Origin of the sequence: Sphingomonas oligophenolica, assembly GCF_039522915.1 — a bacterium.
Lineage (GTDB): Bacteria > Pseudomonadota > Alphaproteobacteria > Sphingomonadales > Sphingomonadaceae > Sphingomonas > Sphingomonas oligophenolica.
In genome coordinates this window covers 87,794-105,779 of sequence record NZ_BAAAEH010000065.1, presented here as the reverse complement: position 1 = coordinate 105,779, position 17,986 = coordinate 87,794, and the positions used below count along the sequence as shown (strand labels likewise).

18 protein-coding genes are annotated in these 17,986 nt (G+C 64.8%); 7 read left to right on the top strand and 11 right to left on the bottom strand.

Translation table 11 applies throughout. The annotated features are described in order from the left end of the window. Window positions 1-971, bottom strand: a 971-nt coding sequence (locus tag ABD050_RS28135; protein WP_343892931.1) for a PHP domain-containing protein, incomplete at its 3' end; no start/stop codon positions are given. Window positions 972-1,061: 90 nt separating this feature from the next. Between ABD050_RS28135 and ABD050_RS28130 the strand changes: the two genes are divergently transcribed. Both ABD050_RS28130 and ABD050_RS28125 read left to right on the top strand, forming a co-directional pair. Beyond that, window positions 1,062-1,565, top strand: coding sequence for a MarR family winged helix-turn-helix transcriptional regulator (locus tag ABD050_RS28130; RefSeq protein ID WP_343892894.1), 504 nt, complete (start codon window positions 1,062-1,064; stop codon window positions 1,563-1,565). A gap of 101 nt (window positions 1,566-1,666) precedes the next feature. Next, window positions 1,667-2,191: an HdeD family acid-resistance protein gene (locus tag ABD050_RS28125; protein WP_343892893.1), complete on the top strand. Its 525-nt coding sequence runs from the start codon at window positions 1,667-1,669 to the stop codon at window positions 2,189-2,191. Between the two features lie 57 nt (window positions 2,192-2,248). On the opposite strand, the gene ABD050_RS28120 is transcribed toward ABD050_RS28125, so the two are convergent. From ABD050_RS28120 to ABD050_RS28100, 5 genes are all read right to left on the bottom strand, one after another. Next, complete coding sequence (locus ABD050_RS28120; protein WP_343892892.1) at window positions 2,249-2,731, bottom strand: glutathione peroxidase; 483 nt, start codon at window positions 2,729-2,731, stop codon at window positions 2,249-2,251. Continuing rightward, window positions 2,728-3,333, bottom strand: coding sequence for a GNAT family N-acetyltransferase (locus tag ABD050_RS28115; RefSeq protein ID WP_343892891.1), 606 nt, complete (start codon window positions 3,331-3,333; stop codon window positions 2,728-2,730). Before ABD050_RS28115 ends, ABD050_RS28120 begins: the two co-directional genes overlap by 4 nt. Continuing rightward, the gene (locus ABD050_RS28110) at window positions 3,330-4,004 is read right to left on the bottom strand and encodes an ABC transporter ATP-binding protein (protein WP_343892890.1); all 675 of its coding nucleotides are present in this window, start codon (window positions 4,002-4,004) and stop codon (window positions 3,330-3,332) included. Before ABD050_RS28110 ends, ABD050_RS28115 begins: the two co-directional genes overlap by 4 nt. Then, entirely contained in the window at window positions 3,997-5,247 is a 1,251-nt protein-coding gene (locus ABD050_RS28105; protein ID WP_343892889.1) for a lipoprotein-releasing ABC transporter permease subunit, read from the bottom strand. Before ABD050_RS28105 ends, ABD050_RS28110 begins: the two co-directional genes overlap by 8 nt. Window positions 5,248-5,694: 447 nt before the next feature. Then, the gene (locus ABD050_RS28100) at window positions 5,695-8,178 is read right to left on the bottom strand and encodes a TonB-dependent receptor (protein ID WP_343892888.1); all 2,484 of its coding nucleotides are present in this window, start codon (window positions 8,176-8,178) and stop codon (window positions 5,695-5,697) included. A 260-nt stretch (window positions 8,179-8,438) separates the two neighbouring features. Between ABD050_RS28100 and ABD050_RS28095 the strand changes: the two genes are divergently transcribed. Then, on the top strand, window positions 8,439-8,912 hold the full coding sequence (locus ABD050_RS28095; RefSeq protein WP_343892887.1) for an Hsp20 family protein: 474 nt from the start codon (window positions 8,439-8,441) through the stop codon (window positions 8,910-8,912). Between the two features lie 159 nt (window positions 8,913-9,071). Next, window positions 9,072-9,647: a PAS domain-containing protein gene (locus tag ABD050_RS28090; RefSeq protein ID WP_343892885.1), complete on the top strand. Its 576-nt coding sequence runs from the start codon at window positions 9,072-9,074 to the stop codon at window positions 9,645-9,647. 308 nt (window positions 9,648-9,955) lie between these two features. Here the strand turns inward: ABD050_RS28090 and ABD050_RS28085 are convergent, their stop codons facing one another. The 5 genes from ABD050_RS28085 to secG all read right to left on the bottom strand — a co-directional run bounded on the left by ABD050_RS28085 (window position 9,956) and on the right by secG (window position 16,169). Continuing rightward, window positions 9,956-10,249, bottom strand: coding sequence for a hypothetical protein (locus ABD050_RS28085; protein ID WP_343892884.1), 294 nt, complete (start codon window positions 10,247-10,249; stop codon window positions 9,956-9,958). Window positions 10,250-10,294: 45 nt separating this feature from the next. Next, window positions 10,295-11,194: a DUF3089 domain-containing protein gene (locus ABD050_RS28080; protein ID WP_343892883.1), complete on the bottom strand. Its 900-nt coding sequence runs from the start codon at window positions 11,192-11,194 to the stop codon at window positions 10,295-10,297. A gap of 97 nt (window positions 11,195-11,291) precedes the next feature. Further along, window positions 11,292-13,463 (bottom strand): TonB-dependent receptor, encoded by a 2,172-nt coding sequence (locus tag ABD050_RS28075; protein WP_343892882.1) that lies wholly within the window; start codon window positions 13,461-13,463, stop codon window positions 11,292-11,294. Between the two features lie 603 nt (window positions 13,464-14,066). Continuing rightward, complete coding sequence (pyrG, locus tag ABD050_RS28070; protein WP_343892881.1) at window positions 14,067-15,698, bottom strand: CTP synthase; 1,632 nt, start codon at window positions 15,696-15,698, stop codon at window positions 14,067-14,069. A 90-nt stretch (window positions 15,699-15,788) separates the two neighbouring features. Then, on the bottom strand, window positions 15,789-16,169 hold the full coding sequence (gene secG, locus ABD050_RS28065) for a preprotein translocase subunit SecG (RefSeq protein ID WP_343892930.1): 381 nt from the start codon (window positions 16,167-16,169) through the stop codon (window positions 15,789-15,791). 185 nt (window positions 16,170-16,354) lie between these two features. Between secG and ABD050_RS28060 the strand changes: the two genes are divergently transcribed. Genes ABD050_RS28060 through argC form a run of 3 tightly spaced genes read left to right on the top strand, consistent with a single transcriptional unit; the run spans window position 16,355 to window position 17,959 of the window. Beyond that, the gene (locus ABD050_RS28060) at window positions 16,355-16,708 is read left to right on the top strand and encodes a MarR family transcriptional regulator (protein ID WP_343892929.1); all 354 of its coding nucleotides are present in this window, start codon (window positions 16,355-16,357) and stop codon (window positions 16,706-16,708) included. A gap of 28 nt (window positions 16,709-16,736) precedes the next feature. Then, window positions 16,737-17,018, top strand: a complete 282-nt coding sequence (locus ABD050_RS28055) for an SH3 domain-containing protein (RefSeq protein WP_343892880.1) — start codon at window positions 16,737-16,739, stop codon at window positions 17,016-17,018. Further along, window positions 17,015-17,959: an N-acetyl-gamma-glutamyl-phosphate reductase gene (argC, locus tag ABD050_RS28050; protein ID WP_343892879.1), complete on the top strand. Its 945-nt coding sequence runs from the start codon at window positions 17,015-17,017 to the stop codon at window positions 17,957-17,959. The genes ABD050_RS28055 and argC overlap by 4 nt, the downstream gene beginning before the upstream one ends. Window positions 17,960-17,986: the final 27 nt, after the last annotated feature.

The window sequence follows — 17,986 nt, the reverse complement described above, 5'->3', positions numbered from 1 at the left end:
CCCGCTCGCGGGAGGGGAGAAGAAGAAACCGAAAGCTCCTCGATCCGCTTCAGCCGCCTTTCCAGCCCGGCCCGCGCATCGACGCGCAGCGCTTCGGCCTCCGCCTCCGGATCACCGGCGAGGCTCGGCAGGATCGGCTTGCGGTAAGGTGCCATCACCGCGCAGCGCTGCGCGACCACCAGGGTATTGGCGATCGCCTCCGGCAGGTCGGCGAACAGCAACCGCATGTCTTTCGCCGGCTTCATCCACGCATCGGGCGAGCTGCGCGGGCGCTCGGTGCTGGTGATGTAGGTCGAATGGGCAATGCACAGCATCGCGTCGTGCGCGTCGCCGAATTCCTGCTCGGCAAAGCAGCACGGATTGGTCGCGACGATCGGCAGGTCGCGCGCATAGGCGAGGTCGAGCAAGCCGGGCTCTGCCCTGCCCTCGGTTTCGTCGAGGCGGCGCACCAGCTCGATATAGAGCCGGTCGGGAAACAGCGCCTGGAGCCGGTCGGCATAGGCAAAGGCGCGGTCGGTCTGCCCCTCGGCGAACAGCCGGGTGAGCCCCCCTTCCCCGCCCGCGGTCAGCGCGATCAGGCCGTCGGTGCGCCCTTCGAGCGCAGCGAAATCGACATGCGGCAGGAGTTCGAGCGGCCGGTCGAGATGCGCGCGCGACACCAGCGCGCAGAGATTCTGATAGCCCGTTTCGTCCTGCGCATAGAGCGCCAGCCAGTCGAGCGGCACCTCCACGCCCTCGGGCATGTCGGGCCGCGCCACTCCGAGCATCGCGCCGATGATCGGCTGGACGCCGCTTGCCTTGCACGCATCGGAGAAAGCCATCGCCGCATACAGGCCGTTGCGGTCAGTCAGCGCCGCGGCGGGAAAGCCGAGCTCCTTGGCGCGCTTGGCGATCGCCTTGGGCTCGATCGCGCCGTCGAGCATCGTGTAGGACGAGAAGATTCGCAGGGGCACGAACGCTGAATGCGGCATCGAGCGACTATGGAAGCCCGGCGCGATTCTGGAAAGGCCGAAACGGGGAAATTAATTGCAATCGATGTCGCGACAATGTAATTTATTGTCATGGCAACGACTATCCACAGAAATATCAAAAATGAGGCCGATCGGGTGCCGCCATGGCATGATCGGGTGTCGCAGGTCCTGCAGGCCGATCTGGAGCGCCGCTTCGCCGCGAAGGGCGCGACACCCGCGCAATTCCGTCTTCTGGCGGCCCTTGGGCGCGGCGAATCGGACACGGTTCGCGGCCTCGCCACCGCGCTGCGGCTCGACGGCGCCGCGGTGACCAGGCTCGCCGATCGGCTCGAAGCCAAGGGACTCGTCGCGCGTGCGCCGGACCCGACCGATGCCCGCTCGGTCAGGCTGTCATTGACTGAAGCAGGCGCCGCGCTGGTGCCGGTCCTCGATGCCGAAGCCGATGCGCATGAACGCGCCTGGTTCGGCGCGCTGAGCTATTCGGAGCTGCGGCAATATAAGCTGACGCTGGCGAAGCTGCTCCAGCCGGCAGGGATCAAGCCGGACGATGTCTGGTTGCGGCGTGATCTCGGCCACCGGCCGGCGGAAAATTAGGGCGTCAATGGGGAAAACTGCGCATTCCGGATCAGCGCGGGCAGGTGCATAAAGGCGGCGCAGGAATCTGTGTTCCTATCGGCTGGACGAGGAAAATCATCATGGCAAGCTCGGCATCACCCGACTCATCCCATGGCAAGGGCTGGGTTCTCGCCTATGGAATCCTTTCGGCCGCCATCGGCGTCGCTGCCTTTGTCTGGCCGGTGTCGGCCACGATCACCGCGACGCTGCTGTTCGGCTCCTTCCTCTTCGTGGCAGGCATAATGGCACTCGCCACCGGGTTTCGCAGCCGTGCGCATCACGCGTCGACCTACCGGATCGTCTACGGGATCCTCTCGATCCTGGTCGGCCTCGTCATCCTGCTCGAACCGGCGACCGGGGCGATCTCGATCACCCTGCTGGTCGCCTTCTGGCTCGCGATGCGCGGCATTTTCGAACTTTTCTGGGGCTATCGCTTCCCGATCGGCCGGGCGCTGATGATCGCTCTCGGCCTCATCAACCTGCTGCTCGCCATCTTCATCATCTGGACGATCCCGCTGAGCGCGCTGACCCTGCCGGGCTATCTCCTGGGCATCAGCTTCCTGATGACCGGCGTCACTGCGATTGCCGAGGCGAGCGCGGCCTGAAGCACAGCGTCACGCCGGAACAGGTCCGGCGTGACGCCTGAAGCCGATCGGCCTTCCCTATCCCAGCAACTTCAGGATATCAGCCTCGATATCCCCGGGCTTGGTCGTCGGCGCGTACCGCGCGACCGTCTTGCCGCTTCGGTCGACCAGGAACTTGGTGAAGTTCCACTTGATCGCCTTCGAGCCAAGCAGCCCCGGCGCCTCGCTCTTCAGTCTCTCGAACAGCGGATCGGCGTTGTCGCCATTCACGTCGATCTTGGCAAAGACCGGGAAGGTCACGTCATAGGACAGCGTGCAGAAATTGGCGATCTCAGCCGCATCGCCCGGCTCCTGCCCACCAAACTGGTTGCACGGAAAGCCGAGCACCTCGAAGCCGCGATCGGCATATCTGCGGTGAAGCGCCTCGAGCCCCTCATATTGCGGCGTGAAGCCGCATTTCGAGGCCGTGTTGACGATCAGCAGCACCTTGCCGGCATAGACCGACAGATCGACGGTCGAGCCATCGGCCGCCTTGACGCTCATCTCGGTGATCGCCGTCATGCGCTCTTCTCCTCATGCCGCGCCATCAGCCAATCGAGATTGGCGCGCACCCCGGGCCATTCCTCGGTGATGATGCTGTAAACCACCGTGTCGCGCAAATGCCCGTCGGGCATGATCTTGTGGTTGCGCAACACCCCGTCGAGCTTGGCGCCGAGCCGCTCGATCGCAGCGCGCGAGGCGCGATTGTGCCAGCCGGTGCGGATCTGGACGCAGCGGCAGCCGAGCACGTCAAAGGCGTGCCCGAGCAGCAGCCGCTTCGCCTCGGTGTTGAGCCCGGTGCGCTGGACGCTTTTCGCATACAGCGTGCCGCCGATCTCGAGCCTTTTGTCGGCCTCGCTCATCCGCATGAATCGCGTCGTGCCCGACAGCCGGCCATTCGCCGCGATCACCGCGAAGGGCAGCGCCCGCCCGGCGTCGCGTTCGGCAAACAGCTTGTCGAACCAGCCATCGGCCGTCTCGGGCGTCGGCACGAAGGTGTAGAAAAGCGATGCAAGATCGCCGTCAGCCATCGCCTCGACCAGCGCATCGCGGTCATCGCGCGCCAGCGGGCGGAGCGTGACATGCCGGCCGGTCAGGGTCGGCGTCTCGCGCCAGGCGCTCACGCCAGCCGGCCGTCGTGCAGCCGCACCACCCGGTCCATCTTCAGCGCCATCCGCTCGTTATGAGTCGCGACCAGAGCCGCCGAGCCTTCCCCGCGCACGAGGCGCAGGAACTCGGCGAGCACGACATCGGCGGTCGCCTCGTCGAGATTGCCGGTCGGCTCGTCGGCCAGCACCAGCGCCGGCCGGTTGGCGAGCGCGCGGGCGACGGCGACTCGCTGCTGCTCGCCGCCCGACAAGGCGCTCGGCCGGTGAGTCAGCCGGTGGCCGAGCCCAAGCGCGGTGAGCAGCGCGGCGGCACGCTCATCGGCTTCCTTGCGGCTGCGGTCCTGGATCAGCTGCGGCAGCACGACATTCTCGATCGCGTTGAAATCGGGCAGCAGATGATGGAACTGGTACACGAACCCGAGCTGGTCGCGGCGGACGCGCGTGCGCCCGGCCGAATCGAGCTTCGCCGCCTGCTCGCCGGCGATGCGGATCGACCCGCCAAAGCCGCCCTCGAGCAGCCCGACCGCCTGGAGCAGGGTCGATTTGCCCGATCCGGACGGCCCGAGCAGCGCCACGATTTCGCCGGCGCCGACGGTGAGGTCGATGCCGCGCAGCACCTCGATCGTCACGCCGCCCTGGACGAAGCTCCGGGTCAGGCCGGCAACGGCGAGAATGGGCTCACTCATAACGCAGCACCTGGACAGGATCAGTGCTCGCCGCCTTGAATGACGGATAGAGCGTCGCGAGGAAGGTGAGCAGCAGCGAAATCAGCACGATCGCGATCACCTCGACCGGGTTGGTCTTGGAGGGCAGCTCGGCAAGGAAGCGGATCGACGGATCCCAGAGATTCTGCCCGCTGATCACCTGGACGAAATCGACCACGCGTTGCCTGAAATAGAGCGCGATGAACGCCAGGATCAGCCCGAGCACGATGCCGAGCACCCCGATCGTGGTGCCGACCGTCATGAAGATCCGCATCATCCCGCCCCGGGTCGCACCCATTGTCCGCAGGATCGCGATGTCGCGGGTCTTGGCGCGCACCAGCATGATCAGCGACGAGGCGATGTTGAAGGCGGCGACCAGGATGATCAGGCTCAGCACGCAGAACATCACCACCCGCTCGACCGCGAGCGCCTCGAACAACTGAGCGTTCAGCTGCCGCCAGTCGGAAATGACCGCCCTGTCCCCCACCTTCTCGGCAAGCGGCGCGAGGATCGGGCCGACATTGTCCGGATTGTTCGTCTGAATCTCGACCATGCCGACCGAATCGCCCATCAGGAGCGCGGTCTGGGCGTCCTCCATCGGGATCATCACATAGGCCTTGTCGTAATCGTACACGCCGATCTTGAAGATCGCGCCGACCGTATAGCTGACGATTCGGGGCATCGTGCCGAACGGCGTCGTCTGGCCTTGCGGGATGATCAGCGACACCTGGCTGCCGACCTGCGCCCCCAGCGCATCGGCCAGGCCCGAGCCGATCGCGATCCTGCCGCTGCCCGGCGTGATGCTGGCGAGCGAGCCCATCACGACATTGGTGTTGATGGTCGGGTTGTCGCGGATATCCTTCACCTGCATGCCGCGCAGCAGCACGCCCTCGACCCGGCCGTTGAAGCTCGCCATCAGCGGCTGCTCGATCAGCGGCGTGGCGCTGGTGACGCCCGGCGTCGCCCTGGCGATCGTCACGATATTGCGCCAGTCGGGCAATTGGCCGCCGAACCCCTGCACCACCGCATGGCCGTTGAGCCCGACGATCTTGTCGAACAGCTCGGCGCGGAAGCCGTTCATCACGCTCATCACCACGACGAGCGCGAAGACGCCGAGCATCACCGCCCCCAGGCTGAAGGCCGCGACCACGAGGATGAAAGCCTCGCCCTTGCCCGGCAACAGATAGCGGCGGGCAATCATGCGTTCGTAGCGCGACAGGATCATGATGATCGGAAACAACCCGTCCGTGGAATGACGGCAAAGCTCTAGGACCGGGATACCGCGCTGGCAACCGACCGCTCCCTGTTGCGCAATCGCCACAGGGTTGCCGCAATCCGTTCGGCCCCGCCACATTCCCGGTGACAAAAGCCGGGTCCGCACCTAGCAACAAGCCACTGACACACAGGCAACGGCCGTGGTTCGGGGAATGCTTTCAGCGCCGCTCGGAAAACGAGCCTGGTAGCGGAAGCGGTCAAGGGGGCTGACGAGCAGTCGTCACGCAGGCGCCCGGGCTGGAAACGGTCCGGGCGTTTCCGATTCCGCCGAGGCCGCGCTTCCGCGCCCCGGCGAAGGCCGGGGTCTCTTCCGACAAGCGCGCGCTCGCCAGTGGCGGCCGCCCCGACCTTGCCGTCCCCGCTTTCGCGGGAACGGCACGGCAAGCAACGGATCCCATCAGAACGACTTGGTGATCGTCCCCCCGAAGGTGCGCGGATCGCCCGGTTGCCCGACGATCAGCCCGGTGCTCCCCGACTGTGCGCTCAGCAGCTCGAAATAATGCTGGTCGAACGCGTTGCGCACCCAGGCATAGATATTGAAGTCGTCATGCCGGTAGCCGAGCCGGAAGTTCGACAGCGAATAGCCGTCGATATTCATATAGGCCGAATAGGACGGGTTCGACGAGAATTTCGAGCGATAGCTGCCATCATAGCCGAGATAGACCTGCCCGGCGCCGACCGGCACATTATATTCGGCGCCGTAGGAGAAGGACCATTTCGAGATGCCCGGCATCACCTGGCCCGAAATGTCGCAGAAAGCCGGGCTGAGGCCCGGCGTCCCCGGCGCGGCGGGCGTCTGCGCGCCCGTTGCGATCGTGCCGCCCGACAGTTCGGGGGGGCAAGGCGCATCGGGGAATTTCACATATTTCGCGTCGGTATAGGCGCCGTTGCCGTAAATGTTGAACCGGGCGCTCGGCCGGAACGACGAGTCGAATTCGACGCCGCGCACGCGGACATGGTCCGCATTGGCGAGGTAACCCCTGATCACGCCGAGCTGACCGTTGGTGACGGTCGCCTGATAATCATAGATGTCGTCCCAGAAGGCAGCCAGATTGAGCGTTACCCTGCGGTCGGCGAACTGGGTCTTGAGGCCCAGTTCGAAGTGATTGACCTTCTCCGGCTTGACCGTGGCTGCGCTCAGGATCGGATTGTTGCTCGCGTCGAGCGGCAGGCCGGAAAGGTTGATGCCGCCCGATTTGAAGCTGCGCGCATAGGTCGCATAGGCATGGACGTCCGGCGTGAAATCGTAGGACAAGGTGACGTCCCCCGACACGTTCCACGCGCTGAATCGCGGATCATAGCTTTGCGGCGCGAGCACCCCGCGCTGGTCTGGGTTGAGCACCGTGCTGCCCGTGCCCGTGGTGACCACCGCCACATAGGAGCCGCTCTTCTTGTCGTAGTTGAGGCGAAGGCCGGGCTGGATGTGGAAATTGTGGAACGCTTCCCAGTTGAGCTTGCCGAACACCGCGAAGCTGGTGTTGTCGAAGTCGATCGTGTTGGTGCTCGTCAGGCCGTTGAGGATCGCCGGATTGCACGCATTGGCGGTCACCGGCGCGCAGGCGCTTGATCCCGCCGGCACCGACGCGCCCGGGTTGAGCAGCCAGCGGCTCGCCGCCGGGCCCTGGACCTGCAGGCCGTCGGTATGGATCTTCTGGTTAAACAGGAAGATACCGAAGGTATATTGAAGGCGCTGCTTGCCGTTCGACGCGATGCGGAACTCCTGCGACTTCTGGGTCTGGTGCGAGGGGTTTGCGGACACGGTGGTGATCGGCAGGCCGGTGAAGTCGCGGTCGTTTGCCGGCTTCCAGTCCCAGTAGCGCCAGGCGCTGACCGAGGTGATCGTGGCCGGTCCGATGTCCCAGTTTCCGACCAGCGACACGCCGCCCATTTCCTGCTTGGCGTTCAGGTCGGCATCGAGGTCGGTCACCCGATCGAACGGGTCGGTGCTGGGCGGCGCATAGTTGAATGCTGCGGCAAGCGCTGCATATTGGCGGTTCAGCGGGCGCTGGGTCGGCGCGACGCGCGCATAATATTGCACGCAGCACAACGGGTTCTGCAGGTTGAAGTCACCGGCCAGCGTGAAGCTGAGATCCGGCGTCGCGCGCCACAGCAACTGCCCGCGCGCGCTGAAATTGTCCTGCCGATGCACGTCCATACCGCTCGCCACGTCATGGATCGTTCCGCCCCGGCTGGTCCGTGAGACCGACACCCGCACCGCCAGCTTGTCGGCGATGATCGGCGCGGAGGCCGAGCCCTTGACCTGCACGAAATCGTCATTGCCGCCGCTCACCTCGAAACGCGCCTCGGGCGTGAAGCTCGGCGCCCGTGTCGTCACGTTGATCGCGCCCGCCGTGGTGTTCTTGCCGTACAGCGTCCCCTGCGGGCCGCGCAGCACTTCGATTCGCTGGACATCGACGAAATCGAAGGTCGCCGCGCCCGCCCGGCCGACATAGACGCCGTCGAGATAGAAGCCGACGCCCTGCTCGATGCCGTCATTGGTGAGGCCGAACGGCGCGCCCAGGCCGCGGATGTTGATCGCCGAGTTGCGCGGGTTGCTCGAATAGAATTGCAGCGTCGGCTGGAGCTGCTGAAGCCGGTTGACGTTGAACGCGCCCGTTGCGGCAAGATCGGTGCCGCTGACCACGGTCAGCGCGAGCGGGACTTCCTGCGCCCGCTCCTCTCGGCGCCGCGCCGTCACGACCACATCGGCGGGCGCGGCGGGAACGGCATCGGCGGGCGCTGCCTCCGCCTGGCCCGGCTGGTTGGTCACGATCTGGCCGCCCTGGGGGTCGACGGCCGCGACGCTGACCGGTTCAGGCACCACTGTCTGGGTGGAAAGCGCTGTCTGGGCAAGCAGCAGCATGGGCAGGTGAGCGAGCATCATGGTCCCCTTCAGGCTCGGATATTTCGAGTCGCGACTATAATGCCTACTAAATTGATATGGTTTCATCCCCCCAAGAACTTGGCGGCACGAAAGTTCAGCTTTCACCCACGCAAATCTGCCGTTTTGCCTCTTGAAACACCGGCGAAACGCCCCAGATCTGCGGTGCGCGGTGCCTTCGGGGCCGCGTGAAACCGGGGTGTGGCGCAGTTGCGGGCACCCTTTTGACGACCATCTCGCTTGATGAAGGAGACTTGAATATGCGTCAGTTCGATTTGACCCCCTTCCGCCGCTCGACGATCGGCTTCGACCGCCTGTTCGACATGCTCGAAACCAGCGCGCGCCAGTCGGCTGCGGACAATTATCCGCCCTTCAATCTCGAAAGGCTCGCTGACGACCGCTACCGGATCACGCTTGCCGTGGCCGGCTTCAGCCGCGACGAGATCGAGATCACCGCGCAGCAGAACCTGCTCCAGGTGAAGGGCAACAAGGCCGAGAAGGAAGGCTCCAACGCCTCCTTCCTCCATCTCGGCATCGCCAATCGCAGCTTCGAGCGCCGGTTCGAGCTCGCCGATTTCGTCCGGGTGGACGACGCGCGGCTCAATGACGGCCTGTTGACGATCGAGCTCGTCCGCGAAGTCCCCGAGGCGATGAAGCCGAAGACGGTCGCGATCAAGACGGGCGCGCCGCTCGCCGCGATCGAAGGCGGCCGCGACGAAAGCGCCGCTGCCTGATTTGGCGGTAGCGCTATAATATCATCGGGCGTCCGGGCCGTCGGCCCGGGCGCCCTTTTGCATTCCGGCGTATTTATCCTATACCCTGCGGAACTCTTGTTTCCGATCTGCGTTGAGCCGCACAATAAAATGGTCGTAAGTCGCGACTGAGGGGGCGTCATGAACCAGCGCATGCAGTTCGCGGAGAAACTGATCGACAGGGCGTTGTCGGCCATGTCCTGCGACGCCGCGGAGACTCTCCCCGACATACTCGACGCACTTCCCGCACCGATTTATGTTACCGCTACCGACGGCACGATAACCTTCTACAATCGCGCCTGTGTCGATCTCGCCGGACGCACGCCGGATCTGCGGCATGATCGCTGGTGCGTCACCTGGCGGCTCTTCACGCTGGGCGGCGAGCCCCTGCCCCATGCCGACTGCCCGATGGCGATCGCGATCCGCGAGCAGCGCCGGGTCCGCGACGCGGAGGCGATAGCCGAGCGCCCCGACGGCACCCGCGTCCGGTTCATCCCGTTCCCCACGCCCTGGTTCGATGCCGACGGCAATTTCGCCGGCGCGATCAATCTGCTGCTCGACGTGACGGACGAGCGCAAGATGGAGACGCTGCGCGGCCAGGCCGCGCGCTGCCGCCGGCTGGCCATGTCGATCGGCGATCGGCAGACGGTCGAGACGCTGACGGCGATGGCGATCGAATATGACGCCCAGGCGGACCGTCTCCCCCTGCCGAACTAGGCCGGAACGCGCTCATCTGATCCGTCGGCTGGTTGGGCAGGTTGCACCACATTCCTCTTCCCTTCCCCAGGAAGTAAAAAGAAGAAGAGCAGCAAGCGTTAAATCTGATCCGTTCGTCCTGAGGTGCCATCGAGGTGCCGCGCAGCGGCGTATTGAGAGGGCGTATCGAAGGACAGGTCGCGAGCGACAACCTGTCCTTCGATACGGGCCCTCGATACGCCTTCGGCTACTCGGTCCCTACTCGGGACGAACGGGGTGGCGATCCTGATTTAACGCTCGCCGCTAGGTTTTGATTTCCGCTCGACGGCCTAGCGCGCCGTTTTCCGGTACGTCAGCGCCTGAGCGCGGACGATATCGATCAAATTGCCCATTGTCAGATTCAGGTCGACGATGTGGAGGCCCCATTCCCGCCGCACGCTGCCATCGATGACGACATCCCCGGTGATGACGTTGGTGCGGGCCGCGCCGGGCGTGGGATGGATCGTGACCGCGAGATAATGATGTTGGCCGTCGGTGCGGCATTCTGCGCTGAGCAGCCCCGGCACTGCAACGAACGGTGTCGGGATCGGCCTGGGCGGGTTCGTCCATGGCCCGGGTGCCACCCCGTCGGCAACGACCGAATCCGGCCCTGCACCGAGATAGGCATGCTAGGGGCCCGGGCCGCCGCCCAGCGCCGCCGGGTTCACGCAGGCCGCCTCGAGCCCGGGGGCGGTTGAAATGCCGAACAGCCGCTCGTCGGCCGGCGGCGGGCTGTCCGCGCGGAACGACGCGAAATTGATCGCGCAACCGATCTGCCCGGCGGCGCGGCACAACGGCATCGCCTTGAAATCGCCGCCCATATCGCGCCCCGTCGGCACCTGCAGCCGATAGCCGGCCAGGATCACCGACAGGATGCGGTGCTGGACTGGCTTGCCGTCAATCTCCTTCTGCACCAGTTCGGCAAGGAGAAGCGAGCCCTGCGAATGGCCGATCAGCACGACACCACGGCCATGATTGTCGTGGTGAAGATAATAATCCCATGCTGCCTTGATGTCGGCATAGGCGAGCGGGCGATCGACCGGCATCGGCGCGCCCTTTAGGCCGGCGCGAAGCGCGGTCAGCGTGACCTGGCGATAGAGCGGCGCGAACGGCCGGCAGACCGCGGCGAAGCGGGCGAACTGCTGGTTCACGACCGAAACCTCCGCCTTTTCCACCGTCATCGGGGCATTGCCCCCGGGAGCGGTGGACACGGTCGGATAGACGTAGAAGCAGTCGACCGGCGCTTTCGGATCCTGGTGGAAGCGCTCGATACGGGCCGATCCGTCGGCCTGAAGCACGGTGGCGTCCTGATCGGAACGGCCGCAGACATCAGTGGGGCGGCCGGGGCGGCAAAGCCAGAAATCATCGCGGGAATAGTCGTTCTGCGGAGCCGCCGTCTTCTCGGACTGATCGCCAGGTGGCGCCGCCTCGGCGCGCCCCGCCATTATCGCCGCACACGCCGCCAGGCCGATCCACCGGATCAGCGCCGCGCGGCCTTTCGAGCGATTGACGACATTCCCGGCAGTCATGCTTTTGCCCTTCCCGGCCGGCGCCGCCGAGCGACGATGTCCCAAATCGTGATCGTCGGTGACGGGATGCGCCCCTTCCGAGGGGCGCATCCGTCGATCAGAAGTTGCGGGTCACGCGCACACCATATTGGCGCGGCGACCCGGGCAAGCGGCGCAACCCGTTGATGGAGCCGATATAATGCTGGTCGGTCAGGTTGGTCCCGAAGCCGGCAATCGTCCAGCCCCCCTTCTGGAGGGTCAATTGCGCGTTCACGATGTTGCGCTCGGCAAGATAGTCGCCGCGCTCGGCCTTCTGGAACAACGTGCCCCAGGCTGAGGAGATGTGCGCAAAATCGACGCGTGGCGTGAGCGAGGCCCCGTCGCTCAGGGGGAAGGCATATTGCGCGCCGACGCTCAGGGTGAAGCGCGGCGCATAGGTCTGGGAGCGCCCGGTCAAATCGATACAGCCCGTCGAGGTGGCGGGGCCGGTAGTGGAATCGCACACGCCGGTATGGGCAACGCGCGGATCGAACGCGAAGAACGTGCCCAGGCTCGAATGCGAAAACGCGCTCGCGAAATCGAACCCGAACGCGCCGAAAGAACCCTGCGCCGAGGCTTCGACGCCGTAAAGCGCTGTGGGCGTCGTGACATTGTAAAAGGCCGAGACCGATTTTCCGCTCGGGTCGTAAATGGTGACCTGGAAATTCTTGTAGCGATTATAATAGCCGCCAAGTTGAGTTCGCAAATGCCCGTTCAGCAAGGTCGCCTTCCAGCCGAGCTCGTAATCAGTCACTTCCTCGGCCTTGAAGGCCGGCGGGGTGACGTTGTCGAAGAGCGGAGGCCCGTTCAGCCCGCCCGACTTGCTGCCCGTGGCGACGAAGGCATAAAGGAAATTATTGCTGTCGACCGTCCAGTTCAGGGCAATCTTGCCGGTCGCTTTCTTGTAGGCATAGAAATCATTCTGCGTCTTGTTGATACCGTATTCCGGAACATGGAAGGCGAAATTGTTACGGGTGGTCATACGCGAATAGCGGAGGCCGAAGGTGGCCTGCAGCCTGCTGGTCAACTGGTAACCGACCTGCCCGAAGCCTGCCAGCGAGGTGTGCGGGTTGTTGCCTTCGAGCGAGTAATCGAAACCACCGGCTGGCTGCTGGAGAAGATAGCCGCCGACCGGGAAGATGAATTTGTCGTTCTGGTAATAGGCGCCGACCAGCCAGGTGAAGGGGCCCGTCGACGGCGACAGGAGGTTGAACTCCTGTGACCAGATGCGCTCGTGCACGAAATCCTTGAAGAAATAGCTCGTCGTGCTGGTGCCGTCATAGTCCAGCGTCTCCTGCAGCGTGCCGTGCTGATAGCCAGAGATTGACCGCAGGACGATGCCGCTGTCGAAGTCGTAGCTCACATTCAGCGAAATCCGGCCGAACTCGTCGCGCCCCGACAGATCGGCATTGGCCGAAACCTCGAACGGATCATAGGTCGCGGCCGCCGGGCTCCCCGGATAGCCGCCCACATCGATATTATTGTAATCGCCCTTCAGCACCACGCGGAGCTGCGAGGTCGGCTGCCACAACAGGCTGGCGCGGCCACTATACGAGCGCAGGTCGCCGGGATTGCCCGTCCAGGGTCCGGACACGTGAAAGAAGGTGTCGCGCCGCTCGACGTTCGTCGCGAACCGCAGCGCCAGCGTATCGCTGAGCGGCAGGTTGATCGCGCCCTGGAATTTCACGTCGTTGTAATTGCCATATTGGCCCGTCGCGAAGCCGTGAACGCCGTCGAAATTCGGGTTCGCCTCGTTGATGAACACCGCGCCACCGGTCGCATTGCCGCCGGCAAAGGTTCCCTGCGGTCCGCGCAGCACCTCGACGCTGGCGATGTCGTAATAAGGCTCGCGCTGGAAATATCCGGGAAACGTCGCCACGCCATCACGATAGGTGATCACGCCCACGCCGACCGAGGAACTGATCTCCGCCTTGCCGATACCGCGGATGTTGAAGCTGTTGGCCTGGCCCGACGTATTGACCGTCAGCGAGGGAGTCGAAAATTGCAGCTGCTCGACGCTGTTGACGCTCTTCTTGACCAGGTCCTGCGCGGTCAGCACCGTGGCGGCGACAGAGGTGCGCTGCAGGCTGGTCGCGCGCCGCTCGGCCGTGACGACGACCTCCGCAGCCTGATCATCGGACTGCGACGCGGCTGCGGGCTTCACTGGCGCGGTATCGCCGGCCTGCGATCCGGCTTCTGTCGGCGACGTCACCGCCGGGGCACTCTGGGCGCAGGCTTCCCCGGCGCTCATCAGAGCAACTATCGACACCGAAAACAGGTATTTGCGCATCATTCACCCCCTCATCCTGCACGCTCTATGGCGTGTGTTCGCCTCGATCTGGCATCAAAGGCGGCTCCCTGTCAATACTCGCTATGTTGTTAGTGAATAAAGGAGCCAAGGCCCCGCCCGCTTGGGCAACGCAGCTCATGTCGGCAGGCGCGCGCAGGAAGTGGCCAAGGCGATCGCGATGATTCAACCCTATGACGGCGCGTGGCAGGGGTGGATTGGACAGGGCGGTTTTCCGCTTCCCATCCCGCTCTTTGACATGACTGGATATCTGTCGGCCGCTGGGCTCGCCTCAGGTGCAGCGACCCGCTCCGCTGATCCGCCGCTGTTCCTCGCTGTTCGGCCGCTGTTACGACGCGACGTCCCCGCTGTTATTTCCGCTGTTCCCCGCTGTTATTCAATAACAGCGAGATTCCCGGCAAATAACTGATATTACTAAGGAACTTTTCCCCGAAAATCCAACATAACAGCGGGGAAAAAGATTATTCGCCAGGAACAGCAAATAACAGCGGAGAAACCGCTCGCCGCGCATTGAGTCCGGAGGAGCGGGGTGCGCCCCGGCCTGCCTCAGACCAGCCGGCTCTGTCGTACCGCGGCGCCGACGAAGCTCGCGAACAGCGGGTGCGGGTCGAACGGCTTGCTCTTCAGCTCGGGGTGGAACTGGACGCCGATAAACCAGGGATGGTCGGGGCGCTCGACGATCTCGGGCAGGCTCCCGTCGGGCGACATGCCGGAGAACACCAGCCCGCCGGACTCGAGCATGTCGCGATAATGGGTGTTCACCTCGTAACGGTGCCGGTGCCGCTCGCTGATCACATCGGTCTTGTAGACCGAGGCGACCACGCTGTTGCCGGTCAGCACCGCCGGATAGGCGCCGAGCCGCATCGTGCCGCCCATGTCGCCGCCTTCCTCGCGCTTCTGCAGTTCGCCGTCGGCCATCCACTCGGTGATCAGGCCGACGATCGGCTCATCGGTGGGGCCGAACTCGGTTGTCGAGGCATGCTCGACGCCCCCTGCCCGCGCACCCTCGATACAGGCCATCTGCATGCCGAGGCAGATGCCGAAGAACGGCACGCGGCGCTCGCGCGCGAAGCGGACGCTGGCGATCTTGCCTTCGCTGCCGCGCTCGCCGAACCCGCCGGGCACGAGGATCGCGTGCATCGGCTCGAGCCGCGCGGCGACGTCCTCGGAATCCTGCTCGAACAATTCGGCGTCGAGCCACTGGATGTTGACCTTCACCCGGTTGGCGATGCCGCCGTGCACCAGCGCCTCGTGGAGCGACTTGTACGCGTCCGGCAGGCCGACATATTTGCCGACCACGCCGATCGTCACTTCGCCTTCGGGATTGTGCAGCCGGTCGAGGATATCCTCCCACCGGTCGAGCCTCGGTGCCGGGCCGGGCTCGATCCCGAATGCCTTCAGCACCTCCGAATCGAGGCCCTCGGCATGATATTGGGTCGGCACCGCATAGATGCTCTTGGCGTCGAGCGCCGGGATCACTGCTTCGGGGCGGACATTGCAGAACAGGGCGATCTTGGCCCGCTCGCTCGCGGGCAAGGGCTGCTCGGAGCGGCAGACAAGCACGTCGGGCTGGACGCCGAGCGCGGCCAGCTCGCGGACTGAGTGCTGGGTCGGCTTGGTCTTCAGCTCGCCCGCCGCGGCGATATAGGGGACGAGCGTGACATGGATGCTGACGGATTGGCCGCGGCCGAGATCGTTGCGCAGTTGCCGGATCGCCTCGATGAACGGCAGCGACTCGATATCGCCGACGGTGCCGCCGATCTCGCACAGCACGAAATCGAGATCGTCGGTCTCGGCCTGGGCGAACTCCTTGATCGCGTCGGTCACGTGCGGGATCACCTGGACGGTGGCGCCGAGATAGTCGCCCTTGCGCTCGCGGGTGATGATCTGCTGGTAGATCCGCCCCGAGGTGACATTGTCCGACTGGCGTGAGGCAACGCCGGTAAAGCGTTCATAATGGCCGAGATCGAGATCGGTCTCGGCCCCGTCGTCGGTCACATAGACTTCGCCATGCTGATAGGGCGACATCGTGCCGGGATCGACGTTGAGATAGGGGTCGAACTTGCGGATGCGCACGCGATAACCGCGCGCCTGCAGAAGAGCAGCGAGGCTCGCTGCCATGAGACCCTTGCCGAGCGAGGAGACCACGCCGCCGGTGATAAAGATAAACCGCGCCATGGGAGGAAATGCCTAGCGTCATCAGGGGTCGCACGACAAGCGCGCGACTCCATGCACATCAGAAAAAAGCCGGAACGTCGCCCCGGCGGCTTATTGGGCGAGCGGAACCGCGCCGTTGCTGGCGGGCGCAGGGGCCGCAGGCTGCGGCGCTGTCTGCTGCGGCGCCGTTTGGGCGGGCGCAGGCCCGGCCGGGATCGCGCCGCCCTGCGGTGCCTTGGTCGCCAGCGACGAATCGATCTTGCTGGTGTGGCCCGAGGAGGCGAGCATGGCGAGCACGATGCTCAGCGCCACGAACAGCGTGGCAAGGATCGTCGTCGCGCGCGTCAGGAAATCGGCGGCGCCGCGTGCCGACATCAGCCCGGACGGGCTGCCGCCCATGCCAAGTCCACCGCCTTCGGACTTCTGAACCAGGATCACCCCGACCAGACCGGTCGCGATGCATGCGTGGAGAACGAGCAGGAAGGTGAACATGAAAAGGCGTAACCTGTGGCTGGGGAAAGCGGGCACATAGGCGAGGCGGCCGTTCCGATCAACCACGGCCGGCCACGATGGCCGAACATTTCGCCTGCGCACTGAAACAAAGCGGCCACAATGAACGTTACAGGCCTGGAAGCTCCATCTTCGGGGGCCCGGGTAAAATAGAGCTGGAAGTTTTCGTGGCCACTTTAGCAGATCAATCCCTGAACGGCTGGAAGCAGACCCTGGTCGATTATGTGCGGTCGGGCGAGCCCGATCTCACCAATCGCCAGATGGCCCTTCTGCTGGTCGTATATCTTAACCCCGGACCGCATACGGTGCGCGGGCTGGCGCGAATCCTCAACGTTTCCAAGCCGGTTGTCACGCGCGCCTTGAACAGGCTCGGGTCGCTGGGCTATCTGCGCCGGCAGCGGGACGAAACCGACAAGCGCAATATCTTTGTCGCGCGCACGTCTGAAGGGGCAGAATTTCTTGAAGAATTTGGTCAGTTCATCGACGCCGAGCAGCCCGTTGCCCGGCGGGCCACCGCGTAGGAGCTTTGCGCTTCTCGGCCCGTCGGTCGTGTTCGATCCGCTGACCAATGCCGTCCGGCGCGATGTCGCCGATATCCGACTCGCTGACCGCGTGTTCGCGCCGCATTATGCGGCGCCGATGCCGCGCCGGGTCGCCGTCGAGGCGTCGTTGCTCGGTTCGACGGAGCAGGAAGCCCCGATCCTCGCCATGCTCAGGCCCGGCGAAATCTTCGAAGTGCTCGATCTCGCCGGCGGCAATGCCTGGGGGATTGCGGTCGCGCACAATCTGGTCGGCTATGTCGATGCCGGGGCGCTGGAGTTGGCGCAATGACCATCACTGTCTTCATCGATGGCGCCGAGGGCACGACCGGCCTCGAGATCCGCGACCGGCTCTCGGGACGGCATGATATCCAGCTCCTCACGCTCGACGAACAGAAGCGCAAGCAGGTTGCGGCGCGCGCCGAGGCGATCAACGCAAGCGACTTCGTGATCCTCTGCCTGCCCGACGACGCAGCGCGCGAAGCGGTAACGCTGATCGATAACGCGCATACCCGCGTGATCGACGCCTCGACCGCGCATCGCGTCGCCGATGGCTGGACCTATGGCTTTCCGGAGCTCGAGCCCGGCCAGACCGCGGCAGTCGCCGAGGCAATGCGGGTGTCGAACCCGGGTTGCTACCCGACCGGTTTCCTCGCGCTGGTCCGGCCGCTGGTCCGCGCCGGGCTCGTCCCGGCCGACTGGCCGATCACCGTCAACGCGATCTCGGGCTATTCGGGCGGCGGCAAGTCGATGATCGCCGAGTATGAGGGCCCTAAGGTTCAAGGTGGGGGCCCCGCGCCCGCCGCCCGCGCCTATGCGCTCGGCCTCGCCCACAAGCATGTGCCCGAGATGCAGAAGCATGCCAGGCTCGAACATCCGCCGATCTTCGCGCCGACGGTCGTGAACATCTATCGCGGGATGATCGTCGAGGTGCCGTTGCCGCTCCATCTGTTCGTGCGGCGCCCGACCCTGCTTGCCTGCGAGACGGCATTGCGCGAGGCGTACAAGGATTCGCCGATCGTCACCGTCGCGCCGGGTGATGCGACGACGGTCGATATCGGCGACGATGCCGCCACCGACCGGCTGACCTTGCGGGTCTGCGGCAATCCGGAAACCGGCCAGGCCCGGCTGATCGCGACGCTCGACAATCTCGGCAAGGGCGCCGCCGGCGCTGCCGTCCAGAGCCTCAATATCATGGCCGGGTTCGACCAGACGGCGGGATTGGTGCTTTAAACCGGCGCCGCGCCGACATATTCACCT

Coding starts and splice junctions, on each gene's coding strand:
- ABD050_RS28130 (WP_343892894.1), top strand. CDS start 1,062: ATGGCAACGACTATCCACAGAAATATCAAAAATGAGGCCGATCGGGTG.
- ABD050_RS28125 (WP_343892893.1), top strand. CDS start 1,667: ATGGCAAGCTCGGCATCACCCGACTCATCCCATGGCAAGGGCTGGGTT.
- ABD050_RS28120 (WP_343892892.1), bottom strand. CDS start 2,731: ATGACGGCGATCACCGAGATGAGCGTCAAGGCGGCCGATGGCTCGACC.
- ABD050_RS28110 (WP_343892890.1), bottom strand. CDS start 4,004: ATGAGTGAGCCCATTCTCGCCGTTGCCGGCCTGACCCGGAGCTTCGTC.
- ABD050_RS28105 (WP_343892889.1), bottom strand. CDS start 5,247: ATGATCCTGTCGCGCTACGAACGCATGATTGCCCGCCGCTATCTGTTG.
- ABD050_RS28100 (WP_343892888.1), bottom strand. CDS start 8,178: ATGCTCGCTCACCTGCCCATGCTGCTGCTTGCCCAGACAGCGCTTTCC.
- ABD050_RS28095 (WP_343892887.1), top strand. CDS start 8,439: ATGCGTCAGTTCGATTTGACCCCCTTCCGCCGCTCGACGATCGGCTTC.
- ABD050_RS28090 (WP_343892885.1), top strand. CDS start 9,072: ATGAACCAGCGCATGCAGTTCGCGGAGAAACTGATCGACAGGGCGTTG.
- ABD050_RS28080 (WP_343892883.1), bottom strand. CDS start 11,194: ATGACTGCCGGGAATGTCGTCAATCGCTCGAAAGGCCGCGCGGCGCTG.
- ABD050_RS28075 (WP_343892882.1), bottom strand. CDS start 13,463: ATGAGCGCCGGGGAAGCCTGCGCCCAGAGTGCCCCGGCGGTGACGTCG.
- pyrG (WP_343892881.1), bottom strand. CDS start 15,698: ATGGCGCGGTTTATCTTTATCACCGGCGGCGTGGTCTCCTCGCTCGGC.
- secG (WP_343892930.1), bottom strand. CDS start 16,169: ATGTTCACCTTCCTGCTCGTTCTCCACGCATGCATCGCGACCGGTCTG.
- argC (WP_343892879.1), top strand. CDS start 17,015: ATGACCATCACTGTCTTCATCGATGGCGCCGAGGGCACGACCGGCCTC.